Source organism: Psychrobacillus syltrankelensis, assembly GCF_055454035.1.
Genome location: NZ_CM144227.1, coordinates 1,440,867 through 1,456,205 on the forward strand (window position 1 = coordinate 1,440,867; position 15,339 = coordinate 1,456,205).

At 35.3% G+C, this 15,339-nt stretch carries 13 protein-coding genes; 4 read left to right on the forward strand and 9 right to left on the reverse strand.

The genetic code is table 11. The features are described from left to right. Positions 1-42 precede the first annotated feature (42 nt). The 5 genes from mgtE to ACTSKG_RS07270 form a co-directional block, all read right to left on the reverse strand. Positions 43-1,398, reverse strand: a complete 1,356-nt coding sequence (gene mgtE, locus ACTSKG_RS07250; RefSeq protein WP_464757989.1) for a magnesium transporter — start codon at positions 1,396-1,398, stop codon at positions 43-45. 791 nt (positions 1,399-2,189) lie between these two features. After that, on the reverse strand, positions 2,190-3,098 hold the full coding sequence (locus ACTSKG_RS07255; protein ID WP_464757473.1) for an RluA family pseudouridine synthase: 909 nt from the start codon (positions 3,096-3,098) through the stop codon (positions 2,190-2,192). Continuing rightward, positions 3,095-3,901 carry an NAD kinase gene (locus ACTSKG_RS07260; RefSeq protein ID WP_464757474.1) on the reverse strand — a complete coding sequence of 269 codons (807 nt, stop codon included), beginning with the start codon at positions 3,899-3,901 and terminating at the stop codon, positions 3,095-3,097. The genes ACTSKG_RS07255 and ACTSKG_RS07260 overlap by 4 nt, the downstream gene beginning before the upstream one ends. After that, positions 3,898-4,575 (reverse strand): GTP diphosphokinase, encoded by a 678-nt coding sequence (yjbM, locus tag ACTSKG_RS07265; protein WP_464757475.1) that lies wholly within the window; start codon positions 4,573-4,575, stop codon positions 3,898-3,900. The genes ACTSKG_RS07260 and yjbM overlap by 4 nt, the downstream gene beginning before the upstream one ends. Positions 4,576-4,605: 30 nt before the next feature. Further along, on the reverse strand, positions 4,606-4,989 hold the full coding sequence (locus tag ACTSKG_RS07270) for a UPF0738 family protein (protein WP_464757476.1): 384 nt from the start codon (positions 4,987-4,989) through the stop codon (positions 4,606-4,608). Between the two features lie 99 nt (positions 4,990-5,088). Between ACTSKG_RS07270 and ACTSKG_RS07275 the strand changes: the two genes are divergently transcribed. The 4 genes from ACTSKG_RS07275 (at position 5,089) to ACTSKG_RS07290 (ending at position 8,174) form a co-directional block, all read left to right on the forward strand. Further along, positions 5,089-5,664 (forward strand): CYTH domain-containing protein, encoded by a 576-nt coding sequence (locus tag ACTSKG_RS07275; RefSeq protein ID WP_464757477.1) that lies wholly within the window; start codon positions 5,089-5,091, stop codon positions 5,662-5,664. A 6-nt stretch (positions 5,665-5,670) separates the two neighbouring features. Next, positions 5,671-6,318, forward strand: coding sequence for a lytic transglycosylase domain-containing protein (locus ACTSKG_RS07280; RefSeq protein WP_464757478.1), 648 nt, complete (start codon positions 5,671-5,673; stop codon positions 6,316-6,318). Between the two features lie 645 nt (positions 6,319-6,963). Beyond that, the gene (locus ACTSKG_RS07285) at positions 6,964-7,362 is read left to right on the forward strand and encodes a globin domain-containing protein (protein WP_464757479.1); all 399 of its coding nucleotides are present in this window, start codon (positions 6,964-6,966) and stop codon (positions 7,360-7,362) included. Then, the gene (locus ACTSKG_RS07290; protein ID WP_464757480.1) at positions 7,359-8,174 is read left to right on the forward strand and encodes a DsbA family protein; all 816 of its coding nucleotides are present in this window, start codon (positions 7,359-7,361) and stop codon (positions 8,172-8,174) included. The genes ACTSKG_RS07285 and ACTSKG_RS07290 overlap by 4 nt, the downstream gene beginning before the upstream one ends. Before the next feature lie 1,518 nt (positions 8,175-9,692). Here the strand turns inward: ACTSKG_RS07290 and ACTSKG_RS07295 are convergent. The 4 genes from ACTSKG_RS07295 to mecA all read right to left on the reverse strand — a co-directional run bounded on the left by ACTSKG_RS07295 (position 9,693) and on the right by mecA (position 15,266). Beyond that, the gene (locus ACTSKG_RS07295) at positions 9,693-10,463 is read right to left on the reverse strand and encodes a CPBP family glutamic-type intramembrane protease (protein WP_464757481.1); all 771 of its coding nucleotides are present in this window, start codon (positions 10,461-10,463) and stop codon (positions 9,693-9,695) included. A gap of 392 nt (positions 10,464-10,855) precedes the next feature. Beyond that, positions 10,856-12,694, reverse strand: a complete 1,839-nt coding sequence (gene pepF, locus ACTSKG_RS07300) for an oligoendopeptidase F (RefSeq protein ID WP_464757482.1) — start codon at positions 12,692-12,694, stop codon at positions 10,856-10,858. A gap of 46 nt (positions 12,695-12,740) precedes the next feature. Next, entirely contained in the window at positions 12,741-13,895 is a 1,155-nt protein-coding gene (locus ACTSKG_RS07305) for a competence protein CoiA (RefSeq protein WP_464757483.1), read from the reverse strand. 702 nt (positions 13,896-14,597) lie between these two features. Beyond that, positions 14,598-15,266: an adaptor protein MecA gene (gene mecA / locus ACTSKG_RS07310; RefSeq protein ID WP_464757484.1), complete on the reverse strand. Its 669-nt coding sequence runs from the start codon at positions 15,264-15,266 to the stop codon at positions 14,598-14,600. Positions 15,267-15,339: the final 73 nt, after the last annotated feature.

The window sequence follows — 15,339 nt, forward strand, 5'->3', positions numbered from 1 at the left end:
TTACTTTATGCACCTTTAGTTAAATGTGTGAAAAAAGCCTATTCATGATATAGAAGAGATAAATAATGTTGCAAGTCCAAGGTATATTAAAATACTAATAACATCATTAATTGTAGTAATAAAAGGACCAGATGCGACCGCTGGATCTATTTTCATACGGTGAATTAATAATGGAATAAACGAACCACCAATTGTTGCAACAAAAATAGAACCTAGAAGTGCCGCTCCAACTAATAACCCAATTACCAAGTCATGTTGCCAAAAGAAAACAATCCCCACGACGATTATTGCACATAATAAACCAGTGATTAAACCTGTTCCAGCCTCACGTAATAATAATTTTATTTTACTTTCCTCTTCAATATCACCTGTTGCAATACCACGAATAGCTACAGCTAAAGATTGTGTCCCACTATTTCCTGCAGTCCCAGATATTAAAGGAATAAAAACAGCAAGCAATGCTACTTTTGATAAAGTAGCCGTAAAAATACTCATAAGATTTGCCGTCATCATCCCTAAAAATAATAAGATGATAAGCCATGGCAACCTCTTTTTTGCAGCTTGAAACGGACTTTTATCAAATGTATCCATGTCAGATACCCCAGCAAGTTTAGAGTAATCATCCGATGCTTCTTCGTCTAAAACATCGATAATGTCATCAACTGTTACAATTCCGAGTAGATGTTGTTCAAAATCAACAACGGGTACTGCAAGAAAATTATAATCTTTAATTGTTCGTGCTACTTCTTCTTGATCCTCACTCACTAAAATACTTACTACACGTTCATTCATAATGTCTTTTATAAGGGTATCTTCTTCCGCGATTATTAAATCACGTAATGATATTACTCCCGTTAGTTGATGTGATTCATTTACCACAAATAGATAATAAATCGTCTCTGCATTTGGTGCTTCGTTTCGTAAAATGGTCATTGCAGAACGACACGTTGAGTTTTCTGGAATCGCTACATATTCTGTTGTCATGATAGAACCAGCAGTATATTCTTCGTAATGTAAAAGGTCTTTTATTTCCTGTGCAGATTCCTCATCCATTATACTTAAATAACTGGCTACTTGGTCTTTCCCTAACTCGTTTAAAACGTCCACTGCATTATCCGCATACATATAAGAAAGCATATCAGCAGCGTAAGTTGTATCCATTTCTTTTAAATAATATTCATAATGTTCTTCATCAAACTTTGTCGCTTCAAAAAGCTCCGCCATTTCCTTAGGAGAGAGGTAGTGAAAGATTTTCTTTCGTATATCTGGCTCCACCTTTTCAAAAAATAACGATTGGTCATATGGGTGAAGCTGCATAAATTCTTCTCTAAATTCATCCATTGAATCATTACTTAAAAATTCAATTAAGTGCGACTCTTCTAATTGTAGCTGATCCATTTCTTCTTTCACGTTTCTCACTCCTTTCCGCGGTTATCCTTATTTATTGTATGGGGTTTATTCCGATTAAGCAACCAGAAGAAAAGCTAAAACAAGTATTTGAGAAGAATTTCCTTCTATATTAAATCAATCTTTTAGAGATCCAGTAAAAGAAAAATGAAGTCTGTCTCTCTAATTATTCCCTGGGAAATTAAAGCCCTGACTCAGCAGGAATCGGTTGGCCAATAAGTGTTGAAACTCTTCGACCAGTTCATTAATAGGGAGAAGTGTATCCTTTCCTTTTTTGATTGTTGATTGGAGCTGAAGGCGGCGGCTCCAGCAAATCAAGCCGCATCCCCCTGGAAAGCGTTCGCATATAGTGGAAAACAATAAGAATCTATAGAGTCTTTGTACGAAACATTTGCTACACTATTATCATGTGAATTTTTGTGGCGGATGTTTGTCCGTCGCCTTCTTGAATTGGTAAAGACATAATGAATTAGGTTTGGATAATGAGAGAATGAATCCTTTCCTATACATATAAAAGCGGACGAAGATGCAATTTCGTCCGCTAAGCGTTTTTTTATGAATAGATACAATCTACTTTTTTAGGTTCCACCAACTCTAATCATCTGGCCACTTATTCATATATACTGTAGACAGTAAAAATAAAAACATATAGGAAATCCTTCTTAACGTAGTCACCAATAAAAAACAATTCCAGTCATTATGAATACTGGATTTCTATTATTTCCATTTCGTATACAATCTCTCAAAAAAAACTACTAAATTCACCAGTTTTAATGGATGATTTAGTAGTTTTCATATAATATTTCAGACATATCTTGAGGAAAAGCTGCTTGAATCTGAATCACTTCATTTGTAAAAGGATGGACAAATCCTAATTCTTTCGCATGCAAAGCTTGTCTCTTGATCAACAAGTGAGATCCTCCGTATAAATCGTCTCCTATAAGTGGATGACCAATAGATTTCATATGCACTCGTATTTGATGTGTTCGGCCAGTATGGAGCTTTAATCTAACATGTGTTATTTTATCTCCTTGAATAGATAACCTTTTTATTACTTCAACGGTTGTTTTAGCAGTTTTTCCATCTGGTGAAATTATTCGTTCAATAATGCTACCATCTTTACGACCAATTGGAGCATCAATAGTCAGCTGATCTTCTTTGAGATGACCATGAACAATTGCTTCATATGTCCGAAAAATTTCACGTGATTTCTGCATCTTACTTAACAAATGATGCGCATGACGATGTTTTGCAATACAGATAAGACCCGAAGTATCTTTGTCTAGTCTCGTCACTATATGAACAGTCGAAGTTAGTCCGCTTTCCATCAAATAACCAGCTACATAATTTGCAATCGTGCCATTTGGATGCTCCCTGGAAGGAATTGTACTTATACCAGCTTTTTTCGAAAGTATTAGTAAATGTTCATCCTCAAAAAGGATAGGAAATTCTCCTTTTTCTGCAACCAATCCTTCACTTTTCTTTTCGTTTGGAAAAGTAATTGTAACGACATCCCCTATTTCTAGAATATGTCTAACCGTTCTTTCTTCCCCGTTAACAAGAATGTTACCACCATCAAATTTTATACTTGTCAACGCTTTTTTAGAGATACCATATTTTCTTATGGCATCTCGTAATACAACGTTATGTTCTTTCATTTCAAAAGATAAAGTTACTCGTTTGTTTTTCATTTTTCAAGATCACTATCTATAAATGAATCGTGCACTCTTGTCCAGAATGGAAATGCTCTAAATCTGGCAAAACGAATTTTTTCATTTGCAACTCGGTACATAATAGACTGGACGTCTTTATGTAATAATTGCAAATGATCCACCGTTACCATAAAGTCTGGTCCTTTTACTGGCTTTAACAAGCAAGAATGATGCTTTGGTAAAACTAAAGGAGATCCAACTGTACGAAACACCCGATTATTTATAGAAGCGATTTCTGCTAATTGCATTGCTTCTAAGGACGGATGTACAATGGCTCCGCCTAAAGCTTTATTATACGCAGTACTACCTGTGGGGGTGGACATACATAGTCCATCCCCTCTAAAACGCTCGAAATGGGTTCCATTCAGTTCTACATCCATTACTAAAGTTACATCAGGAGATTTTACTGTTGACTCATTTAACGCAAGATAAACAGAACTGTCTTCCCCATGACGATAGTTAATAGTCACTTCAAGTAAAGGATATTTAATCACCTCGTACTCTTTTTTTGCAATACTAATAACTAATTTTTCAATTTCAGCAGGTTTCCAGTCGGCGTAGAAACCTAAATGACCAGTATGAATACCAACAAATGCAACAGATGATGCCAAATGCTTGTACTTATGAAATGCATGTAAGAGGGTACCGTCTCCACCAATGGATAATACAATATCCGGATTTTCTTCATCTAAAATTAGACCAAAGTCCACTAAATACGCTTTGGCACTCTGCATTAACTTATTAGATAATTCATCATTTCGAGACTGTATGAAAAATTTCAAAGTCCGCGCCTCTCTTCCGTTTTACTTTCATGTATCCGTGGGGTGGACAATTCTTTGTTAGCACTAAAGTATTTCTGTGCGTCTTGTATTTCTCCACGTATTAGAGACATTTCCTCGTCTAACCGAAATGCTGCTTCAGCAGCATATTGTAGTCTTTTTTTTATTTCTTCTGGAAAAATGCCTTTATATTTATAGTTTAACGAATGCTCGATTGAAGCCCAAAAGTTCATCGCAAGCGTACGGATTTGTATTTCTGCTAAAATATTTATCTCACCGTGTATAGTTTGAACAGGATATTCAATAATCATATGATAAGATCTATATCCACTTTGCTTTTTATTTGAAATATAATCTCGCACTTCGACAACTGTTAAATCTTTTCTAGCTCGTAACAATTTCACGACTGTCTCGATATCATCAACGAATTGGCACATCATTCGTAAACCAGCAATATCTGGAATTTCTTTTGCTAAAGTCTCTGAAGGTTCAAAAACAATTCCTTTTCCAAGTGATTTATCGTAAATACTCGCTAATGGTTTTACTCTCCCTGTTACAAATTCTATGGGAGAATTGGTATTTTCAATTTCGAATTGTGAGCGCATTCCTTTTAGCTTAATTTTCAATTCAGAAACTGCTTGCTTGTAAGGCTCTAAAAAACGTTCCCATTGCCCCATAAGCGCCACCTCCACTTCACATGACTTTTTCTACGCTTTAAGAATCTCTTCAAATGCATCTTCTACTGCTTGAGAAAATTCAGCCCCGTAGTTATCATTTCCTTCAATATTGAATATAAGCATTTCGAGTTCTTCTCTAAACCTATTCAAAGTTAGCTCAGCATCTCCAATTTGTAAAGTTGGTTCATCTGTCCCTTTTAATGTACTTACAAGCATTGGCCAAACATCCTGGCCGAACTTTAAATAATGATATCCTGTTTCATCTTCTAACAAGTAGATAAAAGCAAACGAATCAGAATCAGTAATCATTTGACCTCCTGCTGCTATATTTTCTAACACTGAATTTTCTTCCAGAGTAAAACGAATATCGTTCTCAAATTGCACGCCACTGTGCACATTATATGTAATAGGCAAAATAAATCTTTCCTTTCTGTCCATTCTTCCACTATTTTAACATATTGAATCCCTTTGCAAACGGTCTATAATAGAAATAATATGAAAGGTCGTGAAATAATGCATACCGAAAAAGAAATTGAATTTAAGAACTTATTGACAATGGATGAGTTCCAAAAGTTAGTTAAACATTTCAATATAAAGCAATCTGAGTTCCAAATGCAAACCAACTATTATTTTGACACACCAAATCACTATTTTAAAAATAACAAAATGGGCTTTAGATTGCGTGTGTTGCCTACTCGAAACGAACTAACGCTAAAAGTCCCAGAAAAAGAGCATGTTATGAATGAAACAACCCATCTACTTTCGGATATAGACAGAGATAACATTCTAAACAATTTACAATTCCCATCTGCACCCTTTCTTCAACAAATAAAAAATGAAGGTCCCCTTGCCTGTATTGGTAGCATGCAAACAAATCGTGCACAAATATGTTATGAAAGTGGCATTTTATTTTTTGACCATTCCATTTATAGCCATACGGAGGATTTTGAGGTAGAATATGAAAGTAAAGATGTCGAAAATGGACGAAAAAAGTTTTTACAACTTTTAACAAATCACAGAATCCCTCTTCGACATACCGATAAAAAGATTGCCCGCCTTGTAAACTATAATAATTCGTTGAAAGGTTGATACCTTATGGATGTTCAATCATTAAAAACATTAATGGAAATAAATGCAATGCAGTCGTTAGGTGCAGTCCAAAGCTCTAAAAGTTCAAGTAGCGCGTCCCTATTTTCAGAGTTACTTGGAGAAGTTCTTCAAAATAGTGATAGCGAATATTCCTCCAATTTTGATTCTTCACTATATTACAATGGGAGCTCATCAGTATTTATTCCATCTAATATTTCATTTACAAATGAAAATTTAGTCAAGACTACTTCAACTTATCTATCAAATGGTTCTTCAAATTCTAACTATGATGAAATAATTCAACGTGCAGCAGAAAAATTTAATGTACCGGAAAAACTTATATCTTCTGTCATCAAACAAGAATCAAATTTTGATGCTTCCGCTATAAGTTCTGCTGGAGCTTCTGGATTAATGCAATTAATGCCTGGAACGGCAAAATATTTAGGAGTCAATAATTTGTTTGATCCTGAAGAAAATATTATGGGTGGAGCAAAATATTTAAGACAAATGCTTAATCAATTTAATGGAAATATTGAAGTAGCACTTGCTGCTTACAATGCTGGACCTGGTTCCGTAAAAAAACATGATGGCATTCCTCCATATAAAGAAACCCAAAATTACGTGCAGAAAGTAATGAATTATTTTCAGGCATAACTAGGAAAAGCGAGGAGGCAACTCTCCAGCACCCAAACGCCATTGGTTGAGACGAGCTTGCGTAGAAGCAGATTTTTCACATTTGACCCCGATGAGCAAGCCGCTGGAGAAATGCGTATACTTGCTTTTCTTTTGAAGATAAATACAATAGCCATTTAAGAATATTTTCTAATGATCAATACCTGGGTTCATCGAACTATTACCTTATAAGGAGCGTGAAGTGACTTCACTTTATGCTCCTTAATTCTTGTATACGTGAAGTGAAAGTGCTTTTATTTTCAATATTTGAGAACAAATCCTGTTCTTTTTTTTGCGAGCATCCGAAGATAAAATATAATTTCGGATGCTTTACACTGCTTTAATTGCTGTCTCATGGAATATTACAATCTAAATGTTCTTAACCTTATTACAAAAGTGATTGCCTTTTAATGTACCTTGTTAAGACCGTGGAATTTATCAGCTACGCTAAGGTATAGTTAGTCCAAAAGAGGTATGATCTGAACAATTTACTCAATAGAACATAGACAGACGTAAGCCTATTTGCTTGCGAAGGAACAACTCTTATTATTAATTCAGTCTAATTGTTTGAGATATTTGTTTCTGATTGATAGAATGTAAATAGAGCAAAGCAAAGGAGTAACAAATATGACAGAGAAACCAATACTTCCATATGAAGAAATCGGTGAAGATAAATTATCCCAACTTGTCGATACTTTTTATGAAAATGTAGCTAAACACCCTATGCTTAAGCCAATTTTTCCAGCTGATTTAACGGAAACAGCGAGAAAGCAAAAACAATTTTTAACTCAATATTTAGGTGGACCTAATTTATATACAGAAGAACACGGACATCCGATGCTGAAAATGCGTCATAATCCATTCCCTATCACCCCCGAGCGGGCAGAAGCATGGCTAGCTTGTATGAGTGATGCGATGGATACAGTAGGGCTTGACGGGAAATTCCGAAATGTTTTTTATAGAAGACTTGAACTTACTGCCAACCACATGGTTAATCAAATGAATCATGAGGAGGAAAAAATGTGACAAGAATTCAAATTCCGACTGAAACGATTGCTCCTTCTTTTTTGAACAAGCCAATTGAAATGTATATTTTTCTTGATCCTCTTTGTTCAGCATGTTGGGATTTGCAACCAATCATTCGGAAATTGCAAGTGGAATATGGACAGTATTTTACAATTCGTACTGTACTTAGTACTCAGCTAAGTAAATTGAACAATTTTTGTAACAAGCAAAATGACCAGATATTAAAAAGTCAATGTGACATTTCCGAATTAGATCACCCAGTACTTCCTTCTATTGCAGTAAAAGCCGCAGAATTTCAGGGAAAAAGAGCTGCTCTTCGATTTTTTAACAAAATTCAAGAATATCTTTTTTTGAAAACAAAGAATGTAACATCATTTTCGGTTCTACAAAGTCTTGCAAATGAAGTCAATATAGACGTAAATGAATTCACTAGTGATTTTCAATCGAAGGAATGTGCTCGTTCTTTTCAAAATGATTTATCTATAACTAGTGAAATGCAAGTTACTTCCTTTCCAAGTATTGTTTTCTTTAATGAAAACATTGAAGATGAAGGAATTAAAGTTTCCGGTATTTATCCATACGAAATATATGTACAAATCTTACAGGAAATGCTTTATGAGGAACCACAAAAACAGCAACCACCAACTCTAGAAAAGTTATTTGACCGTTTTCACTCATTAACTACTAGTGAAATAGCTTGCTATTATGATATTACAGAACAGCAAGCAGAACGTGAAATGAAAAAACGTCTTCTATTGCAAGAAGTAGAACGTTTCGTTTTACAAGACACTATATTCTGGAGATTAAAATAAATTCAAGCAGCCTAATTCTTTTAATTAGACTGCTTTTCTATTACTAGAATTTAAATATCTGTTAAAGAACAATTAGCTCATCGAAGAATTATCTCTTCCTATTTGAATATAATTCCTTTACTGTTTAAGTAGATTCTAATAAATTTAATCGAAACCAAACATCTCAATAAAAAAAAAGAAAATGCCCTTTCCTCCAACTGAGGAAAGGGCATTTTCTTTTTTACAAAGGGGATGGGAGAAATGTTCACGTTCAAACAAAGGGGTGTATGTTATCTTGTGATTTATTTCACACTCTTACTTTAACATGTCAGTTTAATAAATACAATATATTAGATACTCATTTCACAAATTCGTCATAGATTGGACGTCTAACTTCTAATAATCGCGTCCTTTAAGTACATCTTGTCTTTACTGTTTCCAGAGTGCTTTGGACGAAATATTAGCTACACAATTACCGTTGGAATTTTTGTTGATCGTGAAGTGACTGCGTCACTTCACGATCCATTTTTTTCGGTAATCTAGTGGCGGATTTTTGTCCGTTGCCCGCTTGCAATATGTAAAGACAAGGTACATAAGGTTTGGATAATGAGAGAGTAAATCCTTTCCTATTCTTTTAAAAGCGGACGAAGATACAATTTCGTCCGCCAGATGCTTCTTTAGTAATGGATGCTATCTATTTTTCACTAGTACCACTAACTCTAATTATACACCTACTAATTCATGTATACTCTGGACGGTAAACTAAAAACATCAAAATCAAGCCCTTGAAATTATACTATGAAGCCTTAATATTACTGGATTCCTAGCATCCAAGATTCATATACTTTCTTATCTTTTAAGAAAAACCGGGCAAAAAGACGCCCGGTCCTTTCAAGAAGAGTAGCATATGAATGTCGTTGCCTCAGGGAAGAGGCGTCTTTAGCCTTCCTTCCCTCTACTGCGTTCCTGCGGGGCCTTCCGCTCATGCTCATGCACCTGCCGCTTCGCTTTCGGTGCAGAAAACATCTGCTATTCCCGCAGAAGTCGTCCTATGAATATTAGTAGAGAACTATATTTTATCGGATGCACAAACCAAAATTTTAAAAAGCAATAGCTCTCTTATTCAACAACGCTTAAAGGATGGATTGATCACTACGTTTACTTAAACTAATTCTATCCTCTTAGAGATAACTGGGCTAAATCTTATTGTTAAGTACTACTCACTTAATGGATTGTAGTGAAAGGTGGCGACTCCAGCGGGATGAGTGAGACAGATGAGCCATCACAACGAACGCGTAGCGGCGGTGATGGCTCATCGCTCACCCCGCGGAACGCGTCCACCTGAAACGGAAATCCGCGGTATTATTTAAATCTTTCAAGTACTATGAGCACAGGTTTCACAGGACGATAGTCCATATACTTTCTTATCTTTTTAAAAAAACCGGGCAAAAGACGCCCTGTCCTTTTAGCATAAGTAGCATAAGAATACAGCCTAATTTCCGCTATGCAGACTCTTTACATAGAGTTCATATCACCAAATTACATAAATAAAGGCGCTATTATATGTGGAATGAGTATATGCAACACAATATCGGTGGAAAAGTGAGCAATCATTGCAGACTCTAGCCCCTTTTTCCAGTAGAGCCAACCATAAATAATGCTGATAGAGCCGTTAAGTAAAACCGCCCGGAGGATTACGTCACCGGTAATCGCTGTCAAAGCATTCGTGATTCCAAGATGACCGATTCCAAAAATAATACCTGTTATAATTATGGCCATCCACACACCTATTTTAGTTGGGTCTCCATCCTTCGTCTTTTTGATTTTAGTAGTAATCCAAACTAAAACCGTCATCAAAAAAAGCCGGAATAATATTTCTTCCGCAGTGCCACCATAGAAAATCGCAAGTGCGGATTTCCAAACCGGCACTGCCATTTCCGCCTTCAACAGTTCAACGGACATATTCCAAAACGGGATGCACAATAAAACTACAAGCACACCACCAAAAATACCCCAAAGGAAAGATGCACCGAGTATAGATTTCAAATAGCCCTTTCGCTTTTCGCCGCCTGTAATTCCCTCTAGAATGGGTGTCCCAAATCCGACTCGCTGTGCAAGAAGCAATCCAAAAAAGCTCGCCAGCACACTCAACACCACTGTTTGTGCAATCTGCGCCGCTATGATTATCTGAATAGGTGCGTCATCTGGCAATGGTGCAAGCTCAAATGTAAAAGGCAGAACCATTACTCCCGTCACAGTGCACACTATAATAAGCAGTAAGAACAGTTTCCAGTTTATTATTTTTTTCATGCTTCTGTTTCCTCCAAATAAATTCTGTCTATCATTCTTTCAAACTAATTTCTAGGTTAATACTTTTCCCATACATAGCAATTGTATAGCAGATCTATAACCTAATAAGTACTACAATGGATTGTAGTGAAAGGTAGCTACTCCAGACGGAGGCCAACAGGATGTTGGTCACGAAGGCGTTGCCACACGAGGTGGCGCTCTTAGCCTTCGTTCCTCGGAGACAAGTGAGCTATCACAACGAATGCGAAAGCGGTGGTGATGGCTCATCGCTCACCCCGCGGAAAGCGTTCGGTATTAATCTTTTCTTTGAAGTACTATGAACACTGATTTCGAAAGGCGATATTCCATATATTTTCATTTTAAAAAGGTCTGGCATATGCCAGACCTTTAAATTATTGTTCTAATAGTAGTTTTTCTAGTTCATTTAGTTTTTCTTCAAAGACACGACATGCTTCTTCAATTGGAGCAGCTGTATTCATGTCTACTCCAGCTTTTTTCAAAACTTCTATTGGATAATCTGAACATCCCGCTTTTAGGAATTCATTAATATAGCGTTCTACTGCTGGCTTTCCTTCAGTTAAAATTTGTTTACTCAGAGCTGTTGCAGCACTTAAGCCAGTTGCATATTGATATACATAGTAATTGTAATAGAAATGAGGAATTCTCGCCCATTCCAATCCAATTTGTTCGTCAATAATTATTTCATCACCGAAGTATTTTTTATTTAAATTATAATATTCTTCTGTTAACTTTTCTGCAGTCAATGCTTCTCCGTCCTGGTCGAGCTGATGAATGATGTGCTCGAATTCCGCAAACATTGTTTGACGGAAAATCGTTCCACGGAAGCCTTCTAACCAGTGATTTAATAAATAAATCCGCTTTTTAGGATCTTCAATGGTTTTTAATAAGTAATCATTTAACAACGCTTCGTTACAGGTTGAAGCAACTTCAGCAACAAAAATAGAATAATCCCCGTACACATAAGGTTGATTAGTACGAGTATAGTAACTGTGAATACTATGTCCAAATTCATGCGCAAGCGTGAAAAGATTATCTACGTTATTTTGCCAGTTCATTAAAATATATGGGTTTGTTCCATAAGTACCTGACGAGTATGCTCCTGAACGTTTACCTTTTGTTTCAACAACATCAACCCAGCGATTTTCCAACCCTTGTTTCACAATAGATACATATTCTTCACCAAGTGGTTCAAAGCTTTTAAGCATTGTTTCACAAGCTTCTTCATACGTATACTCCATATCTACTTCTTTTACAAGTGGTGTGTATAAATCCCACATATGAAGCTCTTCAAGACCTAAAACTTTTTTACGTAATCCCACGTATTTATGAAGTAAATGAACATTTTTATTGATAGTTTCTACCAAATTATCATAAACACTTTCAGGTATATGATTTTGTGACATTGCTGCTTGACGAGCAGATGCATAGTTACGAATCTTTGCTTGTACATTATCCCCTTTAACATTTCCTGTTAGCGTAGATGCAAATGTATTGCGAAACTTTCCATAAGTATCATATATTGCTTTAAATGCGTCTGCACGTACACGGCCATCTTTGCTTTCGAGGAAGCGAGAATATCTCCCATGAGTTAGTTGTACATCATTTCCTTCTTCGTCTTTAATAAATGGAAATTCTAAATCCGCATTATTTAGTTTGCCAAACGTATCCGATGATGCACCAGCAATTTCCGAGAACTGTGCAAGTAATGCCTCTTTTTCCTGTGAAAGCACATGAGGACGTTCTTTATTGATTTCTTCTAGTAGTTGACTATATACTTTTAAGTCTTCATTCTCTATTAAATATTGAGAAATTACCGCCTCATCGACAGATAAAATCTCTGGTACTAGAAAGGATAATTCTGTAGAAATCTTTACATAGAGTGATTTAATACGACTTTCCATCGCTTGATATAAGCTGTTAGCAGTATCTTGATCATGGCGCATATGTGCATATGAATAGAGCTTGCGTAAGCGTCCAGTTAGTTCATCTCTGTATGTTAAAGCAGTTAATAAAGCATCAGCACCATTTTCAATTGTTCCTTGGAAAGTAGAAGCTTTTTGAGAAAACTCTGAAACTTCTTTAAATTCCTTCTCCCATACGTCATTAGAAGCGAAAATGTCTTCTAACTTCCATGTTAAATGCTCTCCTACTTCTTCTCTTGTTAATATCTTGTTTTTTGTTTCTGTTGTCAAGATGAAATCCCCTTCCATTTGCCTCTAGATTCTTATAACACTTACTATTTTCTCAATATTCTAGTCAATTTGCAAGAAATTCTCTATAAAGTAACAAGTTCATTTCTGAATAGTTCATTTTGGACAAATATAATTCCGATTCCAACTTAATAACACTTTTTCTCAAGACCTGAATATATGCATTTACTGCTTTTAGCTTTTGACACATATCATTTGATCCCATTGGACGATCGTATAGAAATTCCTCACAATGAGATTCATTTACTTGATAGATGGTGATATTTCTTCTCTTTAAATAATCGACTAATTGAAGTTGCCATTCAACTGCATGAATATGAAATGCTTCAGCAAATGAAGTCGGTATTCCTATAAACAAAGGAAGTTTATTAGGGTAAATTTGCCATCTATAACAAATTTGTAAAAAGACAGATTGTATACCTCTTCTATTATAGTAATATAAATTCTCTAATTGCCAAAATCTTTGTTTACGATAGATTTCTAAATACTTTTTATACTCCACAAAAGATATACGTTTAACTAATGCAAATGGCCATTTTTGATTATCCAAAGATAATTTTTTTGTTTTGACAATGAAAGTATTTGAACGTATATGAAGTGTGTTCGAAATATAGTGAAAAAACTTTGTTTGGGGACAATAAGTGAGAATAATTTTACCGAATGTGGGATATGATTGGAAGAACTGTTGTTTAAACACTGACAGTTTCATAATTCCTATTTCACTAGTGGGAAACTCGGAAATCGCTGGGGATCTTAATATCCAAAATGGGATTATGGAATGATTTTGATATCCTTTGGACCTTTCAGTAATTATAGAGGTCGAAATTTGACTACATTGAAATTCAATAGCAATCATATTTTCTTTACTACGTATTAATATGTCTGGACGTTGATTAATAGATGGGATAGATGCTTCTAATTGAACTTGGACATTTTGTCGCTTAAAAAGTTCATATAATTGGAGTTTTCCGTTTAAATGATCTTCCGTTTCTCCTTCAGAAAATGATTTAATGCATTGTGATTTTCTTTTATGAGCAAAATGTGGAATATTAACCCTTCCATTTTTTAATATGACCTCTTCCTGACATTGCATGCATAGAAAAGAAGTATTTTTATTAATTTCAGTTAGTTGTTCTTGGGTATACCTTGCAGGAATTAAAAGATGCCCCTGTTTCGTAACCGCTGATAAAATTTTGACCAACTCCTTCCTATATCAATAGTATGAATTTTCCGTAAAAATAGCAAGTACAACAATTAAGAAAAGCGCAAGCGTCCTTTAAGTGCATCTTGTCCTCACCGTTTCTAGAGTACTTTGGATGAAACATTGGCTACATCATAACCGCTATAATTTGACTCGTGAAGTGACTGCGTCACTTCACGAGCCTTTTTCTCGGTAATCTTGTAGTGGATGTTTATCCGTCGCCCTCTTGGAATTTGCAAAGACATAGTGCATTTATTTTGGTTAATGAGAGAATAAAGGCTTTCCTCTACTTTTAAAAGCGGACGAAGATGCAATTTCGTCCGCTCAGCGCTTCTTTATCAATAGATGCTGCCTATTTTTATGAGAAGGGAAAACTTAAAAACTGTCATAGAGCGACTAATTGTAAGGTGAAAGCTACAGATTCTACAGTGACTTTGTGTGAGATGGCGCAAATCAGTGTTAAGAAAAAAAACTGTGCTACTAAAACACTATGAATACAGGATTTTCAGTAGTCCAATTTTATATACTTTCTTATCTTTTGAAGAAAAATCGGGCAAAAAGATGCCCGACCCTTTTTAGAAGAGTAATCCTAGAAATACTGTTGAGTTCCATGTAATAGTAATGAAAATACCATAAATACTAGGTTCTTCGAAAAAAATACTTTTCTATCCCAAACAAAAAAACCTTCTTTTTAAGGAAGGTTTAAAAATGTTTATTTAGCTCAGTAAATACATCGTTTGCTATTATTTCTTTACCGTATTCTTGAATGACATGAATTGTCTTGTTTGTACGGTTTGCAAATTCAGATATCACACTTAGGGTATCCAGAATGGTAACAATTTCATTCATATCAAAGTTAAAATAAACGTTTAAATAATATTTATCCTCGTAGTGATATAACGATGATTGAATATTCTTTTTATCCATTTTTTTGGCCAGTGGCAGAATATCATCAAAATTGTTAAAAACAAAGGTATAATCCGATGGTAACTCTTCTAAATCATCCATATAGCTAGGGAAATCTTCAAATTGATGATTATCCATAGAATTCGAAGTACCGTTTTTAAAAATTTTACCTGTATGGTCTTCCATTTCAAAACTTGATTCTGATCGATCGTTCCCTTTGGTCATTTCCGTGCGGGTGACAATCACTTCCAAACCTTTTTCCATCGCATGAACTTGAATCCATAATGGACCATCTAATTCTTCAAAATGATCATCATCATGAACCTCATCCATCATCTCCCAAAAAAGCTGCTCGCTCTTATCTTTGTTAAACCAAATTTCATCTCGGCTGAAGCCTCTTTCTTCAATGTCGATGTATGAAATGTATACTTTGAAAGTGTTATCATTGATACGCTCGATATCCATTTAACACATCTCCTTTCGCTTCCTACCGTTTTACCTATTGCAATGTCTACTACTATTGTATGTTGTTTAACAA

Bases quoted from the DNA above. Each gene is read 5' to 3' on its own strand.
- mgtE (WP_464757989.1), bottom strand. From the start codon at position 1,398: ATGGATCAGCTACAATTAGAAGAGTCGCACTTAATTGAATTTTTAAGT.
- ACTSKG_RS07255 (WP_464757473.1), bottom strand. From the start codon at position 3,098: ATGAAAAACAAACGAGTAACTTTATCTTTTGAAATGAAAGAACATAAC.
- yjbM (WP_464757475.1), bottom strand. From the start codon at position 4,575: ATGGGGCAATGGGAACGTTTTTTAGAGCCTTACAAGCAAGCAGTTTCT.
- ACTSKG_RS07275 (WP_464757477.1), top strand. From the start codon at position 5,089: ATGCATACCGAAAAAGAAATTGAATTTAAGAACTTATTGACAATGGAT.
- ACTSKG_RS07280 (WP_464757478.1), top strand. From the start codon at position 5,671: ATGGATGTTCAATCATTAAAAACATTAATGGAAATAAATGCAATGCAG.
- ACTSKG_RS07285 (WP_464757479.1), top strand. From the start codon at position 6,964: ATGACAGAGAAACCAATACTTCCATATGAAGAAATCGGTGAAGATAAA.
- ACTSKG_RS07295 (WP_464757481.1), bottom strand. From the start codon at position 10,463: ATGAAAAAAATAATAAACTGGAAACTGTTCTTACTGCTTATTATAGTG.
- pepF (WP_464757482.1), bottom strand. From the start codon at position 12,694: ATGGAAGGGGATTTCATCTTGACAACAGAAACAAAAAACAAGATATTA.
- mecA (WP_464757484.1), bottom strand. From the start codon at position 15,266: ATGGATATCGAGCGTATCAATGATAACACTTTCAAAGTATACATTTCA.